Origin of the sequence: Streptomyces sp. NPDC051183 (assembly GCF_040682455.1) — a bacterium.
Lineage (GTDB): Bacteria > Actinomycetota > Actinomycetes > Streptomycetales > Streptomycetaceae > Streptomyces.
In genome coordinates this window covers 103,000-128,430 of record NZ_JBFBBA010000003.1, presented here as the reverse complement: position 1 = coordinate 128,430, position 25,431 = coordinate 103,000, and the positions used below count along the sequence as shown (strand labels likewise).

Here is a 25,431-nt window from a genome sequence, read left to right as displayed (position 1 = left end):
GAAAAGGAGCACGCCGCACACGAACAGGTGCGACGCGCGACGGTTCAGCGCTCGGGGTGTCTCACTTGGTGTACAACGGCACGTCCTTGACGGGGCGACTGCGGGCGGGAGCACGCTAACGGCACGCAGGAGCGCGGTTCCACTGGTTTTCGGTGGCCGAGGTGCTTCAGGCCGGGCCGGCGGACGGCCGGTCGAGGCCGTTGAGGAGTTGGTAGAACGGCCGGCGCAGGGCAACGGCGAGGGGCCGGGAGTCGGCGCGGGCGTAGGCGTCCAGGTTGTTCCGGGCTGCCGCCACGGCCGGTCGGGGGTCGTCTCCGGCCAGGGTGTCCTCGATGGCCCGCGCGGTGAGCGAGGCCAGTTCGGGGAGCCGGTGCCGAGCCCGGGCGAGGTCCGGAGCCAGGTCCTCCCGCCCGGTGAGTGCGGCGGCCTCCGCGGCCAGGGTCCCCAGGTGCGCGGTGAGTCCGTCGGCCGCGGCGATGCGCTCGGCCTGCAGGTGTACGAGGTCGCGGTGACGGCGGCGCAGGGGGTTGAACCTCATGGCACGTTCGGCTTCGCGGGCGCGTGCGACGCCCGCCCGTACCGCCTCGATGTGGCCGTTCACCAGCGTGAGGTTGTCGCGGGCGGCGGCCGGGCCGGCGCCCATGGCCGCCACCGTGCCGACGAGGGCCCGGGTCAGGCGCGCACGGCAGTCGTCGGCGACGGCTGCCAGGACCCGGTGAGGGTCGGGCGGCCACAGCAGCGGGGCGAGCAGAATCGTCACCACCGCTCCCTCCGCGGTCTCCCAGACGCGGTGCAGTGCGTACGCGTCGGGTGAGGTGCTGGCGAAGACCAGCAGCGACGACGCCGCGACCTGGATGTTCAGCGCGCCGCCGGCCCGCAGGACCATTCCGATCCCCAGGCCCAGGGCGACCACCAGCGCCAGCGTCACCGTCGAGGGGCGCAGTACGTTCAGGACGGCGATCCCGATCACCACGCCCGCCACCACGCCCAGGGCCCGCTGTAGCGATGTGCCGAGCGCGGTCATGGGATCGCCGCGCAGGGCCACGAGCGGGACGATCGCCGCGAAGACCGGCGGCTGGTCGGCTCCCAGCCACAGGGCGACCTGCCAGGCGACGGCGACCGTGACCACGATGCGGGCCGCCGCCGGGCCTTCCGTACGGACGATCTCCCGAGCCCGGCGGCCCCGGGGCGCTCGGGGCCCGGCGATCTCGCTCATCCGCGCGATCGTACGCCGCCGCTTCCCCGGGCACACCGCGCACAGCGGCCGAACAGCCCAACGCCCTAGGCCTTCAGGGGCAGGGTGACCTCGAAGCGGCAGCCGCCGGGCACGTTCCGCACGTCGGCGCGGCCGGCGTGCGCCTCGACGAGGCCCCGTACGATCGCCAGCCCGAGCCCCGCGCCGGCCGGGGGAGTCCGGGCGGCGCTGCCCCGCCAGCCGGTGTCGAACACGCGCGGCAGGTCCTCGTCGGGGATGCCGCCGCAGCCGTCGGTGACCGACAGCACCACGGCGTCGGCCCGACTGGCGACGCCCAGCGCCACCGTGCCGTCGGCCGGGGTGTGACGGATGGCGTTGACCAGCAGGTTCGACAGGACCCGGGCGATCTCCTTGCCGTCCACCTCCACGGGCACGTGCGCGATCTCCTCGCCCACCAGCCGCACGCCGTGTTCCCGGGCGAGCGGGTCGGCTCCCGACAGCGCGTCGGCGGCCAGGTCACGGACGGAGATCCGGCTCGGGTTGATGGTGAGGGATCCGGCATGGATGCGTGACAGCTCGAAGAGGTCGCCGACCATCGAGTTGAGGCGGTCGACCTCGATGCGGATCCGACGGTGGTAGCGGGCCGGGTCGTCCACCATGCCGTCCTCCAGCGCCTCGGACATCGCGCGCAGCCCGGCCAGCGGAGTGCGCAGATCGTGGGAGATCCAGGCGAGCAGTTCACGCCGCGAGGACTCCAGCGCCCGCTCCCGTTCGCGCGAAGCGGCCAGCGTGGCACTGGTGACGGCCAGTTCGCGGGAGAGCGCGGCAAGTTCGGCGGTCGCCGGTGCGGGTGGCGCGAGGAATCTGCCGTCCTCACCGAAATCACGTGCGGCGAGGGTGAGTTCACGGCTTCGGGCCACCACCCAGCGGCCCAGCACGAAGGCGGTCAGCAGGGAGACGACGGCGGCCATGGCCACGACCAGGGTGACCACGGTGAGGTCGTGCGAGGACAGGAACATCGCCTGCGCCACCGCCAGGGTGCCGGCCAGCATGGCGGTCACGGTGACGGCGGCCACCACCATCAGCGAGACGGCGGCCGAGCGCTGCCGTACCAGGCGCAGGACGAGGGCGCCGAGCAGCCCGGCGCAGGCGGCGCCGCCGAGGGCGAAGGCGGCGATGAGCAGCAGGTCCTTCACCGCTCCTCCACCGCGCTCGCCGCGTCCACCGAGTCCACCGCGCTCGCCGCGGTTCCCGCGTCCGGCTCGGCCTCGAAGCGGTAGCCGACCCCCCACACGGTGCGGATCAGCTCCGGTCGCCCGGGGTCGTTCTCGATCTTGCCGCGCAGGCGCCGGACGTGGACGGTGACGGTGGACAGGTCGCCGAAGTCCCAGCCCCACACGTCCCGTACGAGCTCCTCACGGGTGTGCGCGGCGCCGGGGTGCGTCAGGAAGTGGGCGAGCAGGTCGAACTCCCTCAATGTGAGCGTGAGTTCGCCGCCGTTCTTGGTGGCCCGCCGCGTCTGCGGGTCCAGGGTGAGCCCGCCGCCGCGCAGCGGAGTCCGGGCCGCCGCGGGCGGGCCCTCGGCGGCGCCGCGGCTGCGGCGGAGTACGGACTCGACCCGCAGCACGAGCTCGCGCGGGCTGAACGGCTTGGTGACGTAGTCGTCGGCGCCCAGCTCCAGGCCCGCGATCCGGTCGTCCTCGTCCCCGCGGGCCGTCAGCATGATGACCGGTACGGGTGCGGTCGCGCGCAGCCGGCGGCAGACCTCCAGGCCGTCGATGCCGGGGAGCATGAGGTCCAGGACGACCAGATCGGGCCACTGTTTCCGGGCGCTGTCCAGAGCGGCCGGGCCGTCGGCGGCCTGCTCCACGACGTGTCCTGCACGGCGGAGGTATCCGGTGACGACCTCGGCGACCGTCGGGTCGTCGTCGACGACGAGGATCCGGTCCGGCGGGGTTTGCGTACTCATGGGCTCCAGCCTCGCATCCGGCGCTGCCGGGCGTCCCGCCCCGGACGCGCCTCCCGGGTGACGTCCGCGTTTCGTAAGGAGTCGAAGGCCCTTCGGCCGGTCCCCGGTTCCTACGGTGAGTCCCGTGACCACCGTGAACGTGACCACTCTGCTCGTCATTGCCAAGGAGCCGGTGGCGGGCCGGGTGAAGACCCGGCTGACTCCGGCCTTCACCCCCGAACAGGCGGCCGCGCTGGCCGAGGCCTCGCTCGCCGACACCCTGGAGGCGGTCGCCGCCACCCCCGCCGGCCGGCGGGTCCTCGTCCTCGACGGTCGCCCCGGACCCTGGCTGCCGCCCGGGTTCGAGGTCGTCGCCCAGTGCGGCGGGCCGCTGGACGAGCGGCTCGCCGCCGCTTTCGCCGCGTGCGAGGGTCCTGCGCTGCTGATCGGCATGGACACCCCGCAGGTGACGCCCGCGCTGCTCGCCCCGGCGCTGGTGTGGGACGCGTACGAGGCCTGGTTCGGCCCCGCAGCCGACGGCGGGTTCTGGGCCCTGGGACTGGCCGAGCCCGACCCGGCGCTCCTGCGCGGCGTCCCGATGTCCGCGCCGGAGACCGGCTCCGTCCAGCACGGTCGGCTGACCTCGGCCGGTCTACGGGTGGGCCGGCTGCCGCAGCTGCGGGACGTGGACACCGCCGAGGACGCCCGGCTCGTCGCTGCCGAAGCTCCGGCCGGGCGGTTCGCGGCGCTGCACGCCCGACTGACGGCGGCCCCGGCCGGTTCCGGGACCCGGGCGGCCGGTGAGGACCCGGCCCCAGTGAGGACCGGGCCCGGGTGAGGACCGGGCCCGGTCAGGCGGCCATGGCCGCCGTCCGTGGTTCACGGGCGGGTGGGTCGAGGCGGCCCGTGCGGTGCAGCCCGTAGAGGGCGGCCGTACATCCGAGGCCGAGGGCGAAGAGCGCCAGCCAGGGGAGCGCGGACACCCCGGCGGCCCGGGCCGCGTCCAGCGCGGCGCCGGTGAGCAGGTTGCCGAGTGCGATGCCGACTCCGCAGACGGTGTTGTAGAACCCGTAGTGCGTCGCCACCAGCCGGTCGCCGGAGAGGCGGACGATGGTGTCCATCTCGAACGGGTAGGCGATCATCGTGCCCAGGGCCAGCAGCAGGGCCGACAGCGCGGGCGGCACCGCGGCCAGCAGCCACGCTCCCGTCGCTCCTGCCGGTACGGGCACCGCCGTGGCGGCCAGCATCGGCAGGAAGGCCACACCCATGGTCAGCAGCCCCCAGGTGAGCGCGCGGCCCGGCTCCATGCGGGCCTTGCACCAAGCGGTGACCCTGGTCTGGAAGAGGATCGTGCCCAGCCCGGACACGGCGAAGAGCGCAGCCACCGCGGCCGTGCCCGAGAGGCCTTCGCCGCCCAGGCGCCGGACTTCCAGCGGGAGTGCCAGGTAGACCTGGAAGGTCATGACGTACGAGCCGATCATGGCCACGGAGAAGAGGAGGAACGGCGGGTTGGCCAGGATGCCCCGCCACTGGGTGAGCACGCTCTCGGACCGGCCGTCGCGCCCGTCCGGGGCGTCATCGCCCCGGCGGGCGGGCAGCGCCCGGATCTGCACGATGCTCAGCAGCGCGAAGATCCCGGCCGCGACCAGGCACGTGACGCGGAAGTCGACCCCCGTGAGCACCATGCCCACCAGCGGACCCAGCATGATGCCGGCCTGGTAGAAGACGTTGAACAGCGCGAAGGCCTCGACCCGGCGTTCTCCCGCGTCGGCGGCCAGGTACGCCCGGGTGGCCGGGTTGAACAGGGCCCCGGCCAGCCCCGTGGCGGCGGAGGCACCGATCAGCGCGGGTACCGAGTCGACCAGCCCGAGGGTCGCGAAACCGGCGATGCGCAACACGAGCCCGGCAATGATCATCGGCTTGTAGCCGAAGCGGTCCGCGAGCGTCCCCCCGATCAGGAACATGCCCTGCTGGCTGAAGTTGCGTACGCCGAGGATCAGGCCGACCGTCCAGCCGGCCAGCCCCAGCGGCCCGGCCAGGTGCGCGGCCAGGTAGGGCATGAGCATGTAGAAGCCGAGGTTGATGGTGAACTGGTTCACCATCAGCAACTGGACGCTGCGCTCGTACGTACGCACTTGCGCGAGGGTGCCCTTCATCGGGCCGGCTCCTGCGCGGCGGCATCGGCGGCGGCAGTATCAGCGGCCGCGTCGAGGGTGAGCGGGTCGACCACGGCCGTGCAGCGCGTCCAGCGCGTGACCTCCTTCTCGTCGAGGCGGCCGATCGTCTCGGGCTCGGCGGCCGGCGGGGAGTCGAGCAGGCCGTGGGCGGCGCAGTAGTCGTCGTCGTACACGGTGGCGAGGTAGCGCTGTGGCCCGTCGGGGAACACCGCCGCGATCCGGGTGCCCTCCGGCAGGGACCGGGCCAGCCATCCGGCCACCAGAGCGACCGCGCCGACACTCCAGCCGCCGGTCGCGTAGTGGGACGCCGCGAGCCGGCGGCAGGCCCACACGGCCTCGGCCGGGGCGACCCAGTGCACCTCGGAGAACCGGTCGTAGGCGACGTTGCGGGGGTAGATGCTCGATCCGAGGCCGCGCATCAGCCGGGTCCGGGCGGGTTGGCCGAAGATGGTGGAACCCACGGTGTCCACGCCCACCAGCGTCAGATCGGGGTAGAGCTGCCGCAGGACGCGGGAGATGCCCGCGGAGTGGCCTCCGGTGCCCACGCTGCACACCAGGACGTCGATGTGCCCCAGCTCGGCGGCCAGTTCGAGGGCGAGCGGAGTGTACGCGCTGGTGTTGTCGGGGTTGTTGTACTGATCCGGGCACCATGAACCCGGGTGCCGGGCCAGGAGCTGGGTGACGCGGTCGCGGCGGGCCTGCTGCCAGCCGCCGGAGGGGTGCGGCTCGGACACGACGTTGACCTGGGCCCCGTAGGCGGTCAGCAGCCGGGTCATCGACCTCTCCAGGCCGGGGTCCGTGACCAGGGTGACGGGATGGCCGTAGACCATGCCGGCCAGGGCCAGGCCGAGCCCGAGGGTGCCGCTGGTGGACTCGATGATCCGGGCGCCCGGCTCGAGATCTCCCCGGGCGCGGGCGCGCTCGACCATGTGGAGGCCGGGGCGGTCCTTGATGCCGCCGGGGTTGAAGCCTTCGAGCTTCGCCCAGAAGCCGCGGCCCGCCGGGGCGAGGGGCTCCGACACGCGGAGCAGAGGGGTGTTGCCCACCAGTCCGGAGAGGGTGGTGCGGGCAGGGGGTACGTCGGTGATCGAAGAATGCATGGTCCGGCTCTCATTCGATGATGCGTCAGGTAGTCGCTCATGCGGATGCCGCCGACGGGCAAGGCGGTGCTCGCCCGTTCAGCGCACGTCAGGCCGTGGTGAACGGCCGTACGGGAGCGGTCTAGATGCGCCATCGACAGACGCTGGTCAGCGTGGACCGGCCGGATGCGGCTATGGCCGCCCGGCCGGCACCGGGCGCCACGGCCGGGTGCGCGGAGTGCGGATCCACGCCGTGGCCGAGGGGGAGTGTCCCCTCGGCCACGGCGGTGGACGGGGTCCTGCTCTGGGTCGGCGGGGTCAGGCCGGGGGCGTCGCAGGCGGAGCCGTGGTCCGGGTGCGGGGGTGTCTGCTCCTCGGCCGGCCAGGACTGGTGCGCGCCTGCCGCGGCCGCCGTGGACGAGGCGGAGGAGGTGTGCGCGAGGCCCTCGCCGAGCACGTGTGAGGAGCAGTGCAGGGCCGCCAGCAGCAACGCGCACAGAATGCCGAGGAGTAATCCGCCCGCCCTGGACGCAACGCCACGGGGCGCGCACCGGCTCGCCGATGAGCGAGCCCGCGACGCCCGACGGGAGCTGGCGCTGACCATGCGGTGATCTTAACTTCCCGTTCGGGCGGGGGCGGATGACACTTCGGACATTGTCGGACGGGGAATTCCCGCCGTCACCAGATGAGGACGCCCCCGCCCGGGGCCTCCAGGGCGCGGCGGGCGGCCGCGATGAAGTTGTCCAGCTTGCTCTCCACGTTGTCGAGGAGCGCGGGGCCGGCGGGTTCTTGCAGACCGGCGACGAAGGCTTCGCTCTTGCTTCGGAGCGTCAGGCACTCCTTGAGGAAGTCGGCGACGTCGTCCGCCTCGACCCGGAGGTCCTCGTCTGCCAGGCGGGGCAGGAAGCGGGCGCCGAGAGCCACCGCTGATCCCGATCCCCAGACGACCCTGCGCCAGCGTTCCCCTCCGGCGAGGTCCCTCCCGTTGGGCGGGTCCTCCAGCAGGTCCCAGCTTCCGTCGGCGTTCCTTATGAACGTGTGCACCAGAAGACTCATGCAGAAACTCCTTTGATCTCCGAGTTGGAGATCTTGGCTCGGGCGGCCCCGGCCTGCAATCGAGATTCCCCGACCACCGGCAACGCGGGCCGTCCGGCCCGCTGTTGGGCCGAACCCGCGGCGAGAACTCTGCTGCACGGCCCTATTGCAGCCGCAGTACCCGACGGTAACCTGCAAGCCGTCCGCAACATGGGGGAGTGGCATGGGCACCGTCTCCAGACTCGATCCTGTCGCCGAGCACGAGGGGACCCGCGCCGCGCTGCGCGCCGCGCTCGCGCGGCTGAGCCGGCTGCTGCGCGACGTCCCGGACCTCGACGCGGCCTCCGGTGTCCCGGAGTGGACGGTGTGCGACGTCGGCGCGCACCTCGCGGCCGTGTACCTCGCGTACACCTCCGCCGCTTGCGCCGACGGCTCCATGGACTGGGACGGACTCCTGCCGCCGGCCGACGGGCCGCTGATCGAGCGCATCACGGCCATCAACGCCAAGTCCATAGGCCTCATCGGCGGCCATGACCGCGCCCGGCTGGGCGAACTCCTCGCCGAACGGGGCGAGTCGTTCCTACGGGCCACCGAGGGCCTCGCCCCGGATGCTCCCGTCGCCGCACCCTGGTACGGGCCCGGTACGACGCTCACCCTGGCCGCGGCGACCGGTCTGATGCTGAGCGAGAGCCTCGTACACGGCCTGGACATCGCACGCGGCGCCCGACTGCCGTGGCCGATCGGCCCGGACGAGGCACGCCTGGTGCTCGGGCAGTCGATGCCGGCGATGATGGCCCTGGCCGTGGACCCGGTGAAGGCGCGGGGCGTCGGGATCGCGTTCGACCTCGCGATCAAGGGTGGCCCGCGCCTGGCGGTCGTCGTGGACGACGGGACGGTGACGGTGACCCGCGACGCCCCTCCGCGTGCCTACGACTGCAGGATCACGGCGGCGCCGACCGCTTTCCTGCTGGTCTCCTTCCGGCGCACGCCCATCTGGAAGGCGATCGCCCGCGGCCAGATGCGGGCCGGCGGCCGCAGGCCGTGGCTCGCCATGCGACTCGGCGAACTCATCGCCACGCCCTGAGCCGAAGGACGAGCCGCACGAGCCGGACGAGCCGCACGAGCCACCGCAGGGCCCCCGCCAGCGGGTCCTGCCACTTGCCGCTGACGGGGGCCCCGTACGGCCGGGAGTGCCGGCCGGGACGCTACAGGCAGCCCTTACGCCGCAGATGGGCGAACATCGCGACGCCCGAGGCCAGTACCAGGAGGAGGAAGGCCGGCCAGGCCCACACGAAACGGGTTTCCGGCTGGTAGAAGTTCGCGGCGTAGATGCCGCCCAGCAGCGTGGGAATCATGAACACCACGAGCCACGAACTCACCCTTCGCGCGATCTTCGTTCCTTCGTAAAGATCGACCGACTTCTGGTGGAGCAGGACCAGTTCCTTCCGGTACCGGCGGACCCCGAGGAGAAAGGTGTGAAGTTCCTCTTTGGAGCAGGCGCTGAGGTCTTTTTCGGTAAGCCCGTGCAGGCTCGGGTACTTGGAGTTGTCCGACATGCGAATCACCATTCCTCTGGTCGTTGTCGGGCTCAGAGCCAGCCCTTGCGCTTGACCGCGAAGTAGGTGGCCAGCGAGGTCGATGCCAGGGCGGCGAGGAACAGCGGCCAGCCGTACTTGAACTGGAGCTCGGGCATGTGCTCGAAGTTGGAGCCGTAGAGCGATGCGAGGGCTCCGGGCACCACTGCGATCGCCGTCCAGGCGCTCACCTTCCGAGTCTCCACAGTGGCCTTCAGCTGGTCCTCGGTGATCTCCCGGATGTCTTCCATTTCCTTGTTCAGGCCGTGGATCTCCCTGTTGATCTCGCGGAGCAGCTCCACCTGCTGACCCTGCTGACCTGCTGTTTCGTCTGCCGCGAGGGTGTTGTCGCGGTTCGTCGGCATCGTGTTGTTGCTCATGGAATTCCTTCGTTCAAGGCACCAGGGCAGCGCTCGGAGCGCACTTGTCACCGCTCGGCGGAACAGGCCGGAAACGTGGCACGCGTCAACAGCCGCGCGGCCCGCTCAGCAGTGGACGTGCAGGGCACGCCGATGGGGCGTCGGATTCTGATAAGAGAGAGAAATCACCGCGAAGGCGAGATGCGCGCTGCAGGCGTATTCACCTGGCGCGGCACTGTGGCCGCTACTGCAGGGCGTCAAGCGGGATCGGCGGCGTGAACGTTCTGGCACTACTTCCACCAGGCACGCTGATCACCTCCCGCACATCGTGGCGCGGCTTTCCCGCGCCTCAGACACGGTAAACGACAAGCAATGTGAGTGCAAAGTCGGCAAATGCCGCATCGGTCCCATTGGCCCCATCGGTCCCATCGGACTCCAAAAGCCGAACGCCCTGCCCCCCGAGGCGCGCATGGCGCGCACGAGGAGCAGGGCGGACGGGCCGGGTGACGGGCGCCGTGCGGCGGCGTCAGGCGGCGAAGGACCTCTCCAGCCTGGGGATCAGGTCCCGGAGGTCCTGCTCCCAGCAGCCGCCGCTGTGGCCGCCGTTGCACATGTCGCCCCAGGCGGAGCCGTCACCGTAGTTGACGTAGTAGTAGGACATGCCCAGAGCGTCCATGGCGTCCTTGACGTGCTTGGACGCGCTTTCGAGCCAGAACTCCAGGTCGGTGACCTGACCGCGGCCGTTGCCCACGTAGATGGAGACCCCGACCCCGCCGGCTTTGAGCTTGTCCATGTGCTGTGACGGGTCGACCTCGTTCCACACCCGGTCGACGTTGAACACCGGGTAGGGCGAGCCGAACAGGGCGTCACTGTCCACGCCGGGCTTGTAGGGCGAGTCCTTGGGGTCGCAGACGCCGGACATCGAGCCGCAGGCCGCACCCTGCGCGTCGATGAGGGAGGCGACGACGGCCAGCCGCAGGTCCATGGACCTGGCCGACAGGTCGATGTCTCCGGACAGGGACGCGGTCTGGCTGAACAGGTCGGGACGGACCTGGGCGTAGTGGAACGCCCCGAAGCCGCCCATGGAGACTCCGGCGATGGCCCTGGCCTTCTTGGTGGCTACGGTCCGCAGGTTCGCGTCGATGAACGGGATCACCTGCTTGAGGTGGAAGTTCTCCCAGTTCTGGGCGCCGGCCTGAGTCCTCTGGTTGAGCCAGTTGGCGTACCAGCCCCGGGGGCCGCCGTCCGGGATGACGGTGATCATCGAGTTCGACGTGGTCAGCGCCGGGTAGTTCTGCTGGATCGGGTCGTCGGGCGAGCCGTGCAGGAAGTACAGCACCGGGTACCGCCTGGCCGGGTCGTCGTAGTAGCCGCTCGGCAGGATGATTTTGATGTGGTGCTTGCCCGCGACCTCGGGCGTGGTCACGGTGATGTAGAAGTTGGTGGGGCCGCCCACTGCCGAGTCGACCTGGGTCAGGCCGAACCCGTCCGCCATCGGTGGCGGTGCGGTGCGGTCGGCGCCCTGTGCCGTACCCGCCGGCACGGCCATTCCCACGATGGCGGCCATCAATGCCACCACGATTCGCCACCGGCTCGATTTCCTCATTGCAGCGTGCCCCCTCGTGACTCTTGTAGTTGCGCGGCGCGAAAGCTATCGGGAGGTGATGAAACCCCGATGAAAGGGCACGCCCGAGACCGTCATCGAGGCTCCGACGTGCCCGAACGTCCCTGTCAGGAAAGGACCTTGACCTCCAGGGCCGGTGAGGCGGCGATCTGCTCCTCGGTGAACCGCTCGGTGACCCATCGGCCTGCGGAGAACAGCTTGGTCTGATCGGCGTAGTGCGGCGAGTTCGGGTTCGCCGACTGGGAGTAGGCCAGTACGGAGAGGGCCTCCGGCGGGCCGTCGGCGGTGAACCGCACCATCTGGACGAAACTGGACCCGAAGGTGATGTCCAGCTTGCCGTCGACCTGGCCGGGCGTGATCACGTTCAGTACGCCCAACTCGCCGATCGAACCGTGGATCGGGATCTGCTCACCGTTGCGGGTGACCTTCTGGACGTCCGCCAGCCGTGCGTTCAGAGGAACGCCCGAGTTGCGCAGCGCGAGAACCGCCCGGGCGAGCGCATTGCGGACGGCGGAGCTCCCCGAGTCCAGTGAGTTGGGCGTGTGCACGGGGTCCTTGGGATCGAAGGGCACGCGCCACGGCAGCTTCTCGATCGCCTGGCCGCCGCCCAGGAAGGCCCAGTAGTTCTCGAACAGCCAGGAACCCCTGCTGTCCGCCGAGAAGTTGTGGTCCTTCCAGGCGGCCAGGATCGGACAGGCCTCGCTCACGTTGACCAGGTTGCCATCCACCAGGACGAGCCCGAAGGGGACGTTCTGACAGGCCGTCACCGTGGCGTTGAGGGCCAGGTCGGCCGCCCTGCTGTTGTCGGCGAACAGCAACTGTCCCATGTTCTCCGGCGTGAACCCCCTGCCCGGCAGGCCGTCGGTGCCGTTGATCCGGTTCTGCGCGGTCAGGATCAACTCCTGGGTGCGCAGCGACCGGGGCGCCCCGGTGTCGCCCATCACCCGCGGGAACGACAGCGGCTGTTCGGGGTTGGCCAGCCAGGCGCTGTCGTTGGCATTGCCCGCGAAGTCGCGCCGGATCAGACGCGGCTGCTTGTGCGGATCCAGCAGTCCCGGCGCGACCGCGTTGGGGTCGTCGGGCCAGTCGCACGCGCTGCGCTTGCCGTCGAAGACGGAGACCGGCGGTACGTTCGGCAGCCTCAGCGTCTGGTTGAACAGCAGCTGTCCGGTCAGGGTGAGGCACGACTGCGCGTGCTCGTCGGTGATGTTCGGGGTCGCCTGGATGTCCGCGTACAGTGCGTTGCCCTTGCGGTCGGAGGCGACCGTGTTGAAGAAGGGGACGCCCTGCGTGGTCTCCAGGGTGTTCACGACGTCGTTGACGTCCTTGGCCTGGTCGAGGTGGAACCAGGTGTTCAACGCCCGCAGGTTGTCCATGTTCACGTCGCGCACGGCGTGCGCGCTGACCACCCAGGGCAGGGGCTGGCCCATGATCGATGTGGTGATCGGGCCGTAACGGGTGGACCACAACGTCCTGGTGACCTTGCCGATGGAGCCGTCCGCCTTCAGTACGTCGACTCCGACCTGCTGCGAGGCCATCGGCTGCCAAGCGCCGTCGACCAGGTAGTTGGTCGGGTTCAGCGGATCCACCTGGACGTCGAACAGACCGAACGGGGCCACCGTGGCGACCGTGTGGCTCCACGCGACGTCGTCGTTGTGCCCGATGTTCACCGCGGGGAATCCGAGCAGGCTGGCACCGGAGACATTGATCTTCCCCGGAATCGTCAGCTGGCTCTGCCACATCCGGTTCTTGCCCTGCCACGGGAAGTGCGGGTTGGCCAGCAGCATGCTGGTGCCGCCGGACACGCCCTGAGAACCGATGGCCAATGCATTGCTGCCCATGCTCTGTTGACGACTGACGGCCATGGCATCGCGGATCTTCGCCGCGGTCTCCCCGGCTGACGCCGCGGGCGGCGGGGCGGCCGAGGCCCCCGGCGGCGCGGCGTTCACCTGGCCGTCCAACAGCGGATCGGCGCTGCCCATGATGATCTCGGCGTGCGCGTGCCGGTAGACGTCCAGCTCCGTGATCGGCCGCACCCAGGCCTTACCGCGGCAGGCCGGGTCGGAGATGTTGTTCACGCCCGTCTCGGCCAGGTACCGGTTGTACCCCTGGACGTAGCCGCGAATGGCCTCCTTGACCTCCGGCTCGGGTCCGTTGGGCGCGGGCTGGTCGATCAGCCGCTCCACCACACGGTTGTCGTTCATCCGCTGGAAGTACAGGTCGCTGTTGAGATTGCTCGTGGTGTTCTGGTGCTCGCCGGGGCTCGCCCTGCCGTCGGGCCCCAGGTGGCGCGACCTCTGGGCGTTCACCATCAGGTAGGTGTCGGCCAAGGTGCAGATGTTGTCCTTGGCCGCCGCGTACCCGTAGCCCGTTCCCAGTCCCTCCCAGTTCGAGGCGACGATGTGCGGGATCCCGTATTCGGTGTAGCGGATCGTCGGCCTGTCCGGCCCCTGTGCCGCGGCCGGTGACCCGGTGGCCGGTGACCCGGCGGCCACCATCGTGCCCATCACCGCCACCGCGGCCATGACCGCCACCGGCATCCTCGCGCTGAATCTCCTCCGCGCCATCGAGCGGTCCTTCCCCTGTGGTCAAGGCCTACGTCTGAACGCGGCCACGCTAAGGAGCACCGATGAAATCCCGATGATGCCGCCGCACCCCGGGGCGCCCCAGCGGGTGCGTGCGGCAGGGGGCTGTTCTAGCGTCGAATGAGGGAGGGATGTCCGGCCGAGCCGGTCCGGTACGGGGGCCGGGCCCGCGCGGCGATCCCGGAGAGCAGGTGTCCCATGCGCACGTCGACACGTATCGCAAGCGTCCTCACCGGCCTGACCCTCGCCCTCGGCGGCGCGGCCCTTGTCGCCCCCGCCGCCCACGCGGACGTCACGGCCTGCGTCAACCAGGTCGAGCGGGAGCTGAAGGGCGGTGAGGCTCCGGAATCCGTCCGTGCAGCCTGTTACGTCGGGCTGGCCGGTGCCTACGACGAGTGCGTGACCGGTCTGACCGAGGACGGCGTGACCAAGGGGACCGCGGCGAGCGCCTGCCGGCTGGCCTCCAAGTAACAGCGCCCCGCGCGGCGCATGCCCCTCGAAGCAGCAGCACGCGTCCCGAAGCGGAGCCGGGCGATCGAACATACGATGACGGGAACCAGCGCGCGCCGCCGGCTGTGCCGCCAGTCCAGGCCGCTCGGGCGGGAGACGTATGACAGAGGTCGCCGACGCAGCGCGGACCGTCATCCTGACCGTGGACGACGACCCGGGAGTCTCCCGTGCCATCGCCCGTGACCTGCGGCGCCGCTACGGCGGCGGGTACCGGGTCGTGCGCGCCGAGTCAGGCGATTCCGCGCTGGAGGCGTTGCGCGAGCTGAAGCTGCGGGGCGACCTGGTGGCCGTGATCCTCGCCGATTACCGCATGCCGCAGATGAACGGCATCGAGTTCCTCGAACAGGCGCTCAACGTCTATCCGGGCGCGCGGCGCGTGCTGCTGACCGCGTACGCCGACACCGACGCGGCGATCGACGCGATCAACGTGGTCGACCTCGACCACTACCTGCTCAAGCCGTGGGACCCGCCGGAGGAGAAGCTCTACCCGGTCCTGGACGACCTGCTCGCGGCCTGGCGTGCCAGCGACTACCGGCCGGTACCCGCGACCAAGGTGGTCGGACACCGCTGGTCGGCGCACTCCTCGCTCGTTCGCGAGTTCCTGGCCCGCAACCAGGTCCCGTACCGCTGGTACTCCTCCGACGAGCCGGAGGGGCGGCGCCTGCTGGATGCGGCCGGGGCCGACGGGCAGCGGCTGCCCCTGGTGATCACCCCGCAGGGCACCGCGCTGATCGAACCGGAGGCGGCCGACCTCGCCGCCCACGTGGGGCTCGCCACGACCCCGGCCTCCGACTTCTACGACCTCGTCGTGATCGGCGGCGGCCCCGCCGGGCTCGGCGCGGCCGTGTACGGAGCCTCCGAGGGGCTGCGGACCGTACTGATCGAGCGATCGGCGACCGGCGGGCAGGCCGGCCAGAGCTCCCGCATCGAGAACTACCTCGGATTCCCCGACGGGGTATCGGGCGCACAGCTCACCGACCGGGCCCGCCGCCAGGCCGGCAGGTTCGGCGCCGAGATCCTCACCGCGCGCGAGGTCACCGGTCTGGAGGTCAACGGCGCGGCACGCGTCGTCCGCTTCTCCGACGGCTCGAAGATCGCCGCGCACAGCGTCATCCTGGCGACCGGAGTGTCGTACCGGCAGCTCCAGGCGCCGGGCTGCGAGGACTTGACCGGCTGCGGAGTCTATTACGGGTCCTCGCTCACCGAGGCGTCCTCCTGTCTGGAGCAGGACGTGTACATCGTGGGCGGCGCCAACTCTGCCGGGCAGGCGGCGGTATACCTCGCGCGGGGCGCGAAGTCGGTGACGATGCTGGTGCGCGGGGAGTCCTTGACGGCGTCGATGTCGCACTACCTGATCCAGCAGATCGAGGAGACGGCGAACATCACCGTCCGCACCGGGACCGCCGTCGAGGCGGCGCACGGCGAAGGACACCTGGAACAGCTGACGCTGCGGGACGTGGACAGCGGCGCGACCGAACTCGTCGACGCCCAGTGGATGTTCGTGTTCATCGGCGCGGCCCCGCTGACCGACTGGCTGGACGGAACGGTGCTGCGCGACGAGCACGGCTTCATCCTGGCCGGTCCGGATCTCACACCGGACGGGCGACCGCCGGCCGAATGGGAACTCGACCGGCCGCCCTACCACCTGGAGACCAACATCCCAGGCGTGTTCGTGGCGGGCGACGCGCGCGCCCAGTCCGCCAAGCGCGTCGCGTCCGCCGTCGGAGAGGGAGCCATGGCCGTGATGCTCGTCCACCGGTACCTGGAGCAGTCATGAGCGAGCAGGTGAGCGGGCAGGTCATGCCGTGCAACCCGGGCGAGATCGCCTCGCTGTTCCTCTTCGAGAAGCTCTCCCCGGAACAGCTCGGGCGGCTGTGCAGCGAAGGGCGGGTGGAGCGCTTCGAAGCCGGTCCCGTGTACGCGGAGGGCACTCCGGCCACCTGCTTCTACGTGATGATCGAGGGCACCGTCGTACTGTCCCGCCGGGTCGGCGGTGACGACGTGGAGGTCAGCCGGACCTCGCAGCGAGGGGTGTACGCGGGGGCCATGCAGGCCTACCTGGGTGACCGGGTGCCGCAGACGTACAACAACTCGATGCGGGTGAGCGAGCGCACACGCTTCTTCGTACTGCCCGCCCAGTCGTTCGCGGACATCATGCAGGAATGGTTCCCGATGGCCGCGCACCTCCTGGAGGGGCTGTTCTTCGGCTCGAAGAACACCCAGCGGGCCATCGGCCAGCGGGAACGGCTGCTCGCCCTCGGATCGCTGTCCGCCGGTCTCACCCACGAGCTCAACAACCCGGCGGCAGCGGCGGTACGCGCCACCGCCACACTGCGCGAACGCGTCGGCAAGATGCGGCACAAGCTGGCCCACATCGCTCAGGGCAACTACCCCCGCGAGGCGATCGCCGACCTCATCGAAATCCAGGAGCGCACCGTCGAACGCGTCGCGAAGGCAACGGCGTTGAGCCCACTGGAGGCATCCGACCGCGAGGACGAGCTCGCCGACTGGCTGGAGGACCACGGCTTCCCGGAGGGCTGGCGGGTCGCGCCGACCTTCGTACAGGCCGGACTGGACACCGACTGGCTGGAGCAGGTCGCGGCGAGCGTGGCCGAGGACATCCTGCCGGGGGCCATCGGCTGGCTCAACTACACCGTCGAGACAGAGCTGTTGATGGACGAGATCGACGACTCAACCACCCGGATCTCCCACCTCGTGGACGCGGCCAAGCAGTACTCGCAGCTCGACCGCGCTCCGCACCGGGTCGTCGACGTCCACGAACTCCTCGACAGCACCCTGCTGATGCTGTCCGGCAAGATCGGTTCCCGGGTCCGGGTGGTCAAGGACTACGACCGTTCGGTGCCGGACGTACCCGCTTACCCGGCGGAGCTGAATCAGGTGTGGACCAACCTCATCGACAACGCGGTCTTCGCCATCGGGAGCACCGGCGGCGAAGGCACGCTCACGGTCCGCACCGCACGGGAGGGGGACCGGCTGCTGGTGGAGTTCCGCGACACCGGGCCAGGCATCCCGGCCGACGTCCGCAGCCGCATCTTCGATCCCTTCTTCACCACCAAGCCGGTCGGGGAGGGCACCGGTCTGGGCCTGGACATCTCCTGGCGGATCGTCGTCAGCAAGCACCACGGCAGCCTCCAGGTCGAATCGGTGCCGGGCGACACCCGCTTCCAGGTGCTGCTGCCGCTGACCGTCCGGGAACCCGGGACCGCGCCCGAATCCGAGAGCACCGAGGAGTCCTCGTGACCGACATCAGCGGAATCGACCCGAGCGTCCCGCCCAGCGGCCCCGGCTGCGTCGAGTGCGACGAGGTGGGCGGCTGGTGGTTCCACCTGCGGCGCTGCGTCCAGTGCGGCCACGTCGGCTGCTGCGACTCCTCGCCCGCTCAGCACGCCACCGCGCACTGGAAGTCCACCGGCCACCCCCTGGTGCAGAGCTTCGAGCCGGGCGAGGAATGGTTCTGGGACTTCGACAGGGACGAACTGTACGATTCCGGGCCCGAGCTGACGCAGCCAGGTGCCCGTCCGGCGGACCAGCCGGCGCCGGGACCGGCCGGCCGGGTCCCGCAGGACTGGACGCGGCTGCTGCACCGGTGAGCGGCGCACATTTTCATGACTTGAAGTCAGGTGACGTTGCTATTTCGTTAATAATTCACTTCTTGACCACGGCGTTCACGCCGAGTTGACTGCGCCTACCTCGGCCGTTCACACACGGCCTCGTCAGGGAGGTTAAGAACGTGAACGCGCTTTTGGCTCGTGCTTCCGTCTCGGTCGTCGCCTCGGCGGTCACCCTCTCGCTCGCCGCGTGCGGCGGTGTGGAACAGGGCGACGGGAAGCCGGGGAGCCGCGCCGAAGGCGACGCGATCAAAGTGGGGCTCCTGCTGCCGGAGAGCCAGGCCGCGCGGTACGAGAAGTTCGACAAGCCCCTCATCGAGAAGGAGATCGCCGTCCTCACGAGGGGCAGGGCCCAGGTCCTCTACGTCAATGCCAAGCAGAGCGCGACCGTGCAGAACGCGCAGGTCGACGCGATGATCGCCAACAAGGTGAACGTCCTGATCATCGACGCTGTGGACTCCAAGGCCATCGCGGGCGCGATCGGGCGGGCCAAGGCGGCCGGTATCCCGGTCGTGGCCTACGACCGCCTGGCCGAGGGTCCGATCGACGCCTACACCTCCTTCGACAACGACGACGTCGGCATGGTCCAGGGCAAGGCGCTCCTGGAGGCCTTGGGCGACAAGGCGAAGGACGGCCGGATCGTCATGATGAACGGTTCGGTCACAGACCCGAACGCGGCCATGTTCAAGTCCGGTGCGCACTCCGTCCTCGACGGCAAGGTGAACATCGGCAAGGAGTACGACACCGTCGAGTGGAAGCCCGAGAACGCCGCCGCGAACATGACGGCCGCGATCGCGGCGCTCGGCAAGGACAAGATCATCGGCGTCTACTCGGCCAACGACGGCATGGCCGGCGGCGTCATCGCCGCCCTCAAGGCGGCAGGCCTGTCCACCCTGCCCCCGGTCACCGGTCAGGACGCCGAACTCGCCGGTGTGCAGCGGATCGTGGCGGGCGAGCAGTTCATGAGCGTCTACAAGCCGTACGCCCCCGAGGCCGAGGCCGCCGCGATGATGGCCGTCGCGCTCGCCAAGGGCGAGAGGATCGACGAGATGATCAATCAGATGGTCGACAGCCCCACGACCAAGCGGGTGCCGGCGGTTCTCGTGCCCAGCATCTCCCTCACCAAGGACAACGTGAAGACGACGGTGATCAAGGACGACGTCTACACGGTGGCCGAGATCTGCACCGACAGGTTCAAGGCCGCCTGTGAGGGGATCGGCCTGAAGTAGCGATCCGGCCGTACGGCGGCAAGGGTCAGGCGGCGGGCTTTCCGGGCTGGTCGTGGGTCGAGCAGTGGATGCCGCCGCCGCCCGGGGCGATCGTGTCGATCCCCACCGGCACGATGTCCCGCTTGGGGAAGTGTTCCCGGAGGATGCCGCGGGCCCGGTCGTCGGCCTTCGCGTCCCCGAACTTGGGCATGAAGACGGCACCGTTGGCGATGTAGAAGTTGGCGTAGGCCGACACGAAGTCGTCGCCCCGGCCCGTGATCCTGTCCAGGTCCGGCTGCGGCAGGTCGATCACCTCGAAACGCCGGCCCCGGGCGTCCGTCGCCTTCGACAGGACGGCCTTCGCCTGGTCGGCGGAGCGCGACCAGGAGTCCGCCGGGGTGCTGGGGTGGGCGTGGTCCAGCAGGACCACGCCCGGCACGGTGAAGCGCACCAGGCCACTGCGAACGGCCGCCAAGTACGGACGAAGGCGCGGCCGCGTGTCGACACTGTGGCATTGACTGAAAATTCAGTCAATTCGTGGCCGGGGGAGCCGCCGGTCCGCCGAGGCCGTAAAACGATGGACAGCCCTCCGGCGCTCGGCGACGATCTCCGCGATGAACAACGAACCTCTCCCCACCCCTGCCCCCGCCCCCAGGCGCGTCCGCTTCGTCGAGCTCAACGCGAAGGCGCTAAGGGCCCTCGCCGACGGCGACCTCGCCGGAGGCAGCGCCGAGGCCGGGGTCGCCCTCGACGAACACTTCGTCGGCGACCGGGCCCGCTGGATCTTCGGCTACCGCGCCGACCAGCTCGCCGAGGACCCGTCCGCCGCCCCCTGGATCACCAGGGCCGCGGTGTCCGAGCCGGACGGGGCCGTCATCGGCGACGCCGGGTTCCACGGACCGCCGGACGAGGCCGGCATGGTCGAGGTCGGCTTCACCGTCGTGCCCGGGTACCGCCGCCAGGGCTATGCCCGCGCCATGCTGAAGGCGCTGCTGGTCAGGGCCGCCGCCGAACCCGGTGTCAGGACTGTGCGGGCCCGTAGCAAGTCCGACAACAACGCCTCCCTGGCCACCATCGCGGGCTTCGGTTTCACGCGCGTCGGAGAGCAGGGGAGCGAGGACGACGGGCTCGTGATCGTCTTCGAGATCCCGGTGGACGCGATCCAGGACGCCACCGCATGAAAACGCCACCGGACGGGGCATCCGTCCAGATCGGCGCCCTCGTTCCGCTGACCCGGCCCGGCTGGGTCGAAGCGGGCCGGCACCTGCTCGCCGGACTTGAGCTGGCCGTCAGCGAGGTCAACGACGCCGGAGGGATCGACGGCACACCGCTGGAGCTCGTCGTCCGGGACACCGCCGCCGATCCACAGCGGGCCGCAGCAGCCGTGGACGAGTTGGCCGGACTGGGCGTGGCCGCCCTGGCGGGGGAGTACCACAGCGTCGTCGCGCGCGCGGCCGCCGCCAGGGCCGACGCCCTCGGCCTGCCGTACCTGTGCTCGTCGGCGGTCCTCGACGCGCTCACCGAACAGCCGACGCAATGGGTCGCACGCCTCGCCCCGGCGCAGTCCCACGGCTGGCGGACCTACGCGGACTTCCTCCTCGGAGCGGGCCACAGCCGGATCGCCGTGGCAGCCGAGCCGAGTGTCTACTGGGCGTCCGGGGCCCGCGTCCTTCGGGACCACCTCGCTCCCCGCGGCGGCACCCTCCTCGAACTCGACATGCGCACACTGACACCCGCCGCCCTGTGCGACGAACTCGTCGCCCACCGCGCGACGGCCCTCCTGCTCCTGGTCGGCCACCCGGACCCGGCGGTGTCGATCGTCAGGTCCGTACGCCGCGACCAGCGCCTCGCCGAGATCCTGATCGGCGCTCCCGCCGGGCAGCCGGAGTTCACCGAATGGGCCGAGTCGCTGGGCGACGACGGCGCGGGGATCCCGTTCCTGCGCTACCTGCCCGAGCACCTCGGCCCGCTCGGAGCGCGCGTCGAGAGGGCCCTGCGCGAGCGGCTGGCCGAAGCGCCCTCCTTCGTCGCCTTCGAGGGCTACGACACGGTCACCGTCCTGGCCGACGTGCTGCGTACTCACGGCGCGGACCGGGCGCGCATCGCCGCATCCTGGCCGCACGTCGAGGTCGAAGGCACCCGCGGACCGATCCGGTTCTCCCGCACGCCGGGCATCGGCGTCCGGCAATGGGCCTGGGCACCGGTCCAAGTCGTCGACCGCGATCCGGCGGCCCCCGGTCGATTCCGGATCCGCCACACGGGCTGAGACGGCGCGGAGCGGCCGGGCCGACACGGCCGGGCCGCTCCGCGCGTACGGAAGGGGACGGACGTTACGCCCGGCCCCGGAAGACCTCGATGAGGCTGGCGTAGCCGGCACCGGCATGACCGGCGTCGACGGCGCGCTCGGCCAGGGCCTGGATGCGGGCGGGCCACTCCGTGTCGATGCCCGCGGCGGCGCTCTCGCGCACCAGGTACTTCATCGTGGCCAGATGGGTTTCGAGAGCCGCATCGTCCGCCGGGTAGGTGCCGCGGTCGATCTGGTCGGCGTAGGCGCTGACGAACCCGGTCACGCTGGAGAGCCACTGGTTGGCGAAGGGGGCGAAGGCGGCCGCCCCGACCTTGGCCGCGCCCAGCAGGGCGGCCCCGTGCAGGAACGCGTTCAGGGTGCCCCACATGACGCCGAGCAGTGCCACGTCGTAGAGGGAGGCCAGGCCCGGATCCTCCCCGAAGAACACGGGGTTGCCGAGGTGCTGGAGGGTGTCCTTGTGCTGGTCGAACGCGCTGGACGCTCCGCTGAAGAGCAAGAACGCCTCGGGGCGGCCGATCACTTCGGGGATGGACATGATCGCGCCGTCCAGGTAGGCGGTGCCCCACGCGGCGGTCCGGCGGGCTTCGTCTGAGGTGCCGGAGGTCAGGTTGACCAGGGTCCGGCCGGCCAGTTCGGCCCGGTGCGGGCCGACCGCGTCGTGCACGGCGGCCGAGTCGGCCAGGCACACCACGATCAACGAGCTCGCCCGGATGGCGTCGCTCACGGTGCGGGCCACGACGGCTCCTCGGGCCGCGAGGCCCTCCGCCTTGGCCGGAGTGCGGTTCCAAACGGTCGTCGGGTGGCCGGCCTTGAGGAAAGCGGTGGCGAGGGCCTTGCCCATCAGCCCGAGGCCGATGACGGTCACTGGTTCGTTGTTCATGGGGCGACTGTGCGCGAGGGAGGTTGCGCTCCGTCTCCGGAAAGGTTGTGGCCGGGGTGCGGGTAACGTGGCCGTATGCGTTTCGGGGTGCTGGGTCCGCTGGAGGTGTGGACGGCGGACGGGTCGCGCGTCCGGGTGCGCGAGACCAGGATCCGCACGCTGCTCACCGCACTGCTCGTGCGGCGGGGGCAGGTCGTCTCGGTGGACCGGCTGATTGACGACCTGTGGGGCGACGCACCTCCCTCCAGCGACGTCCGCACCCTGCGGTCGAAGGTGTCGCTGTTGCGGCGGACCCTGGAGGACGCCGAGCCGGGCGGCCGTGACCTGGTGCTGTCCCGGCCGCCGGGATACGCGCTCCGGGTGGACGGCGACGCGATCGACGCCGGGCGTTTCGAGGCACTCCTGACGCGGGCCCGGACGAGCACCCCCGACCCGCGCGCGAAGGCCGAACTGCTCACCGAGGCGCTGGCCCTGTGGCGGGGACCGTCGGCCTTCGCCGATTGCGCCGACGAGCCGTTCGTACGGGCCGAAGCCCGGCGACTCGAGGAACAGCGGCTGGTCGCCCTCGAAGAGCTCGCCGAAGCGCGCCTGGCCCTGGGCGAGCACGGGCTGGTGGCAGCCGAGTTGGGGGAACCGGTCGCCGCGTACCCCTTGCACGAGGGACTGCGGTCCGCCCACGTCCGCGCCCTGTACCGGTCGGGGCGCCAGGACGCGGCACTGGCAAGCCTCGGTGAGCTCCGCGACCGGCTCCGGGAAGACCTCGGTCTCGACCCCGGCCGCGAACTGGCCGAACTGCACGGGGCGATCGTGAGGCAGGACTCCGTACTCTCCGCCGACGGTGTTGGGGCGCAGCGGTCTCGCGGCAGCCTTCCCGCCCCGCTCACGGGCCTGATCGGCCGCACCGAGGAGGTGCGTCGCATCCACGGACTGCTGGACTCCGAGCGGCTGGTGACCCTGACCGGCACCGGCGGGGTCGGCAAGACCCGGCTGGCACTGGAAGCGGCCGCCCGCCGGGCCGAGGGTCAGGATCTCCCGGACGGCGCCTGGCTGGTGGAGCTCGCTGCCGCACGGACGGGCATCGACGTACAGGAGGCCGTCGCGGCGGTGCTCGAACTGCGGGACGACGTCCACGCCCCGACGCGGCCCCTGGCCGCCCGGCTCGACGACGCCGTCGCGGGCCGGCGCATGCTCCTCGTGCTCGACAACTGCGAGCACGTCGTGGAGCCGGTCGCCGAACTCGTCGCGCGGTTGCTGCGCGCCGCGCCCGAGCTGCGCATCCTGGCCACCAGCCAGGAACCGCTCGCGGTCACCGGGGAACACACCTGGCCCGTCCCTCCGCTCGAACTGCCCGAACCGGGCTCCGACCGGCCCGAACAGTCCGATGCCGTACGGCTGTTCGTGGCCCGCGCCGCGGCCGCCGTCCCCGGCTTCGCCCTCGGGCCCGACAACGCGGAAGCCGTCGCGGCGGTATGCCGCCGCCTGGACGGAATCCCGCTCGCGCTGGAGATGGCCGCCGCCCGGGTACGCGTCATGGACGTGGCGGAACTCGCCGACCGCCTCGACGACCGGTTCCGGGTCCTCGCGGCGGACCTGCGCGGGGTGCCGGCGCGGCAGCGCACGCTGCGCGCGATGATCGACTGGAGCTGGGGACTGCTCACCGAGACCGAGCAGATGCTGCTGCGCCGCCTGGCCGTACCCGTGGACGGCTGCACCCTGCGGGCCGCCGAGACGGTGTGCGCGGGCGAGGGCCTGCGGACCGAGGAGGTCCTCGGCCTGCTCGGGCGGCTGGTCGACCGTTCCCTGGTCGTCCACCGGGACGGCCGCTACCGGCTGCTGGAGTCGGTCGCGGCCTACAGCCTGGAACAGCTGGCCGGGTCCGGGTCCGGGGAGGAAGAGCGCGTACGCGACCGCCATCTCACCTGCTACGTCGACCTCGCCGAACACGCCGATCCCCGGCTGCGGGGCCACCAGCAGCGGCTCTGGCTGGACCGCATGGACGCCGAGGCCGCCAACCTGCGCGCCGCCCTCGCCCACGCCGTCCGCAGGGGAAACGCGGACATGGCCCTGCGGCTGGTGAACGCGACCGCCTGGTACTGGTTCCTGCGCGGCCGATTCGCCGAAGCCAGACGCTCACTCGACCTGGCCCTCGCCCTGCCGGCCGGGGGCGACCCCGGACCGAGGGCATCGGCCCGGGCATGGCGGGCGGGCATGTCGCTGCTGCTCCTCGACGTTCCCGACCACGAGAGCACGCTCGTACTCGACCTCTACGACCAGGTGGACGATCCCGGCGGACGTGCCCGGGCCCGATGGTTCCTCGCGCTGGGCAAGGTCGGGTTCGGCGACCCGGAAGGGACACTCGAACTCGCCGACCGGGCCCACGCCGAGTTCCGCACCCTGGAGGACCGTTGGGGAACGGCTGCCGCGCTCTGCGTCCGGGCCGAGGTCGCCCTGTACCAGGGGAAGCCCGACGCGGCGCGCGCCGACGCCGAGGAGGCCGGTGCGCTGTTCCGGGAACTCGGTGACGGCTGGGGCGGGTTGTACGCAACGCTGACCCTCGGCGACCTGGCCGAAATCAACGGCGACTACGAGGCCGCGGGCAAGCTGCGCCGAGAGGGGTTCCAGCTCGCCGAGGAACTCAAGCTGTGGAACGAGGCGTCCAGGGTGCTGGCGCGCCTGGGGCGCACCGCGCTCCTCACCGGCGACCTCGATCGCGCCGAGACCCTCCACCGACGCGCCCTGCGGCTCGCGGCCGCGCACTCCTACCAGCGCGGCGAGGAATTCGCCGAGGTCGGACTGGCCCTGGTGGCGCGGCGCCGGGGCAGGCTGGACGACGCGGAGAACCACCTGCGCGCGTGGCTCGACTGGTGCCGCCGGTGGGAGGGCGATCTCGGAGTGGCGTTCATCCTGGCCGAACTGGGCTTCATCGCCGAACAGCGGGGCGATGGCGACGCCGCGCTGGTGTTGCACCAGGAAGGGCTGGAGCACGCCCGTCGCACCGGCGACCGACGTGCCCTCGCCCGCGCCCTCGAAGGTCTGGCCGGTGCCCACGCCCTCACCGGCGACCGCGAGAGCGCCGCCCGGCTGCTGGGCACGGCCGCGGCACTGCGCGACGCGGTCGGCATACCCCTGCCGCCCGCGGAGCGCGGCGACGTCGACCGCATCACCGCCGCCATCGGCCGGGCCCCGACCGGCTGACAGGTCCGGACTGCTCGGCCACCAGTGGAACAACGCATGACATCCCGGCGTGGGTACGACGGGCGGTCGCAGCTCCGCGTCCCCGGCTGATTGGATGCGGTGGACGGCGTGTGAGGGTGGCCGGT

Annotated in this window: 22 protein-coding genes and 1 pseudogene; 10 read left to right on the top strand and 13 right to left on the bottom strand. The window is 71.2% G+C overall.

The features are described from left to right. Positions 1-166: 166 nt before the first annotated feature. The 3 genes from AB0M99_RS03815 to AB0M99_RS03805 form a co-directional block, all read right to left on the bottom strand. Positions 167-1,216 (bottom strand): FUSC family protein, encoded by a 1,050-nt coding sequence (locus AB0M99_RS03815; RefSeq protein ID WP_365917028.1) that lies wholly within the window; start codon positions 1,214-1,216, stop codon positions 167-169. A 65-nt stretch (positions 1,217-1,281) separates the two neighbouring features. Beyond that, positions 1,282-2,391: a HAMP domain-containing sensor histidine kinase gene (locus AB0M99_RS03810; RefSeq protein WP_365917027.1), complete on the bottom strand. Its 1,110-nt coding sequence runs from the start codon at positions 2,389-2,391 to the stop codon at positions 1,282-1,284. After that, positions 2,388-3,164, bottom strand: a complete 777-nt coding sequence (locus tag AB0M99_RS03805; protein WP_365917026.1) for a response regulator transcription factor — start codon at positions 3,162-3,164, stop codon at positions 2,388-2,390. Before AB0M99_RS03805 ends, AB0M99_RS03810 begins: the two co-directional genes overlap by 4 nt. 139 nt (positions 3,165-3,303) lie before the next feature. Here AB0M99_RS03805 and AB0M99_RS03800 point away from each other — a divergent pair, with 139 nt between their 5' ends. After that, the gene (locus tag AB0M99_RS03800) at positions 3,304-3,981 is read left to right on the top strand and encodes a DUF2064 domain-containing protein (RefSeq protein WP_365917160.1); all 678 of its coding nucleotides are present in this window, start codon (positions 3,304-3,306) and stop codon (positions 3,979-3,981) included. 13 nt (positions 3,982-3,994) lie between these two features. Here the strand turns inward: AB0M99_RS03800 and AB0M99_RS03795 are convergent, their stop codons facing one another. The 4 genes from AB0M99_RS03795 to AB0M99_RS03780 form a co-directional block, all read right to left on the bottom strand. Then, entirely contained in the window at positions 3,995-5,299 is a 1,305-nt protein-coding gene (locus tag AB0M99_RS03795) for an MFS transporter (protein WP_365917025.1), read from the bottom strand. Then, positions 5,296-6,420 (bottom strand): PLP-dependent cysteine synthase family protein, encoded by a 1,125-nt coding sequence (locus tag AB0M99_RS03790; RefSeq protein WP_365917024.1) that lies wholly within the window; start codon positions 6,418-6,420, stop codon positions 5,296-5,298. Before AB0M99_RS03790 ends, AB0M99_RS03795 begins: the two co-directional genes overlap by 4 nt. Positions 6,421-6,541: 121 nt before the next feature. Further along, positions 6,542-6,889, bottom strand: coding sequence for a hypothetical protein (locus tag AB0M99_RS03785; protein WP_365917023.1), 348 nt, complete (start codon positions 6,887-6,889; stop codon positions 6,542-6,544). A 188-nt stretch (positions 6,890-7,077) separates the two neighbouring features. Further along, a complete protein-coding gene (locus tag AB0M99_RS03780; RefSeq protein WP_365917022.1) occupies positions 7,078-7,455 on the bottom strand; it encodes a hypothetical protein in 378 nt (125 codons plus the stop codon). Positions 7,456-7,657: 202 nt separating this feature from the next. Here AB0M99_RS03780 and AB0M99_RS03775 point away from each other — a divergent pair, with 202 nt between their 5' ends. Next, positions 7,658-8,518: a maleylpyruvate isomerase N-terminal domain-containing protein gene (locus AB0M99_RS03775; protein ID WP_365917021.1), complete on the top strand. Its 861-nt coding sequence runs from the start codon at positions 7,658-7,660 to the stop codon at positions 8,516-8,518. 121 nt (positions 8,519-8,639) lie between these two features. Here the strand turns inward: AB0M99_RS03775 and AB0M99_RS03770 are convergent, their stop codons facing one another. The 4 genes from AB0M99_RS03770 to AB0M99_RS03755 all read right to left on the bottom strand — a co-directional run bounded on the left by AB0M99_RS03770 (position 8,640) and on the right by AB0M99_RS03755 (position 13,558). Then, a complete protein-coding gene (locus AB0M99_RS03770; RefSeq protein ID WP_365917020.1) occupies positions 8,640-8,990 on the bottom strand; it encodes a hypothetical protein in 351 nt (116 codons plus the stop codon). 32 nt (positions 8,991-9,022) lie between these two features. Beyond that, positions 9,023-9,388 (bottom strand): CorA family divalent cation transporter, encoded by a 366-nt coding sequence (locus AB0M99_RS03765; protein WP_365917019.1) that lies wholly within the window; start codon positions 9,386-9,388, stop codon positions 9,023-9,025. 505 nt (positions 9,389-9,893) lie between these two features. Beyond that, on the bottom strand, positions 9,894-10,934 hold the full coding sequence (locus tag AB0M99_RS03760; protein ID WP_365917018.1) for an alpha/beta hydrolase-fold protein: 1,041 nt from the start codon (positions 10,932-10,934) through the stop codon (positions 9,894-9,896). 164 nt (positions 10,935-11,098) lie between these two features. Next, positions 11,099-13,558, bottom strand: a complete 2,460-nt coding sequence (locus AB0M99_RS03755) for a penicillin acylase family protein (RefSeq protein ID WP_365917017.1) — start codon at positions 13,556-13,558, stop codon at positions 11,099-11,101. A gap of 216 nt (positions 13,559-13,774) precedes the next feature. Between AB0M99_RS03755 and AB0M99_RS03750 the strand changes: the two genes are divergently transcribed. From AB0M99_RS03750 to AB0M99_RS03730, 5 genes are all read left to right on the top strand, one after another. Continuing rightward, the gene (locus AB0M99_RS03750; RefSeq protein ID WP_365917016.1) at positions 13,775-14,047 is read left to right on the top strand and encodes a hypothetical protein; all 273 of its coding nucleotides are present in this window, start codon (positions 13,775-13,777) and stop codon (positions 14,045-14,047) included. Between the two features lie 139 nt (positions 14,048-14,186). Beyond that, positions 14,187-15,863 carry an FAD-dependent oxidoreductase gene (locus tag AB0M99_RS03745; protein ID WP_365917015.1) on the top strand — a complete coding sequence of 559 codons (1,677 nt, stop codon included), beginning with the start codon at positions 14,187-14,189 and terminating at the stop codon, positions 15,861-15,863. 23 nt (positions 15,864-15,886) lie between these two features. Continuing rightward, positions 15,887-17,347, top strand: a complete 1,461-nt coding sequence (locus tag AB0M99_RS03740) for an ATP-binding protein (protein WP_365917159.1) — start codon at positions 15,887-15,889, stop codon at positions 17,345-17,347. Further along, on the top strand, positions 17,344-17,697 hold the full coding sequence (locus tag AB0M99_RS03735) for a UBP-type zinc finger domain-containing protein (protein ID WP_365917014.1): 354 nt from the start codon (positions 17,344-17,346) through the stop codon (positions 17,695-17,697). The genes AB0M99_RS03740 and AB0M99_RS03735 overlap by 4 nt, the downstream gene beginning before the upstream one ends. 140 nt (positions 17,698-17,837) lie before the next feature. Beyond that, the gene (locus AB0M99_RS03730; protein ID WP_365917013.1) at positions 17,838-18,944 is read left to right on the top strand and encodes a substrate-binding domain-containing protein; all 1,107 of its coding nucleotides are present in this window, start codon (positions 17,838-17,840) and stop codon (positions 18,942-18,944) included. A gap of 25 nt (positions 18,945-18,969) precedes the next feature. On the opposite strand, the pseudogene AB0M99_RS03725 reads toward AB0M99_RS03730, so the two are convergent. Continuing rightward, a pseudogene (locus tag AB0M99_RS03725) lies at positions 18,970-19,377 on the bottom strand (agmatine deiminase family protein); the annotation flags it as partial. Between the two features lie 160 nt (positions 19,378-19,537). On the opposite strand from AB0M99_RS03725, the gene AB0M99_RS03720 reads away from it, so the two are divergent. Together AB0M99_RS03720 and AB0M99_RS03715 are read left to right on the top strand one after the other, a co-directional pair. Then, positions 19,538-20,104 carry a GNAT family N-acetyltransferase gene (locus AB0M99_RS03720; RefSeq protein WP_365917012.1) on the top strand — a complete coding sequence of 189 codons (567 nt, stop codon included), beginning with the start codon at positions 19,538-19,540 and terminating at the stop codon, positions 20,102-20,104. Beyond that, positions 20,101-21,189, top strand: coding sequence for an ABC transporter substrate-binding protein (locus AB0M99_RS03715; protein ID WP_365917011.1), 1,089 nt, complete (start codon positions 20,101-20,103; stop codon positions 21,187-21,189). The genes AB0M99_RS03720 and AB0M99_RS03715 overlap by 4 nt, the downstream gene beginning before the upstream one ends. 64 nt (positions 21,190-21,253) lie before the next feature. Here AB0M99_RS03715 and AB0M99_RS03710 read toward each other — a convergent pair whose 3' ends face one another. Further along, positions 21,254-22,111, bottom strand: a complete 858-nt coding sequence (locus AB0M99_RS03710; protein ID WP_365917010.1) for an NAD(P)-binding domain-containing protein — start codon at positions 22,109-22,111, stop codon at positions 21,254-21,256. A gap of 75 nt (positions 22,112-22,186) precedes the next feature. On the opposite strand from AB0M99_RS03710, the gene AB0M99_RS03705 reads away from it, so the two are divergent. Then, entirely contained in the window at positions 22,187-25,306 is a 3,120-nt protein-coding gene (locus tag AB0M99_RS03705; protein ID WP_365917009.1) for a BTAD domain-containing putative transcriptional regulator, read from the top strand. Positions 25,307-25,431: the final 125 nt, after the last annotated feature.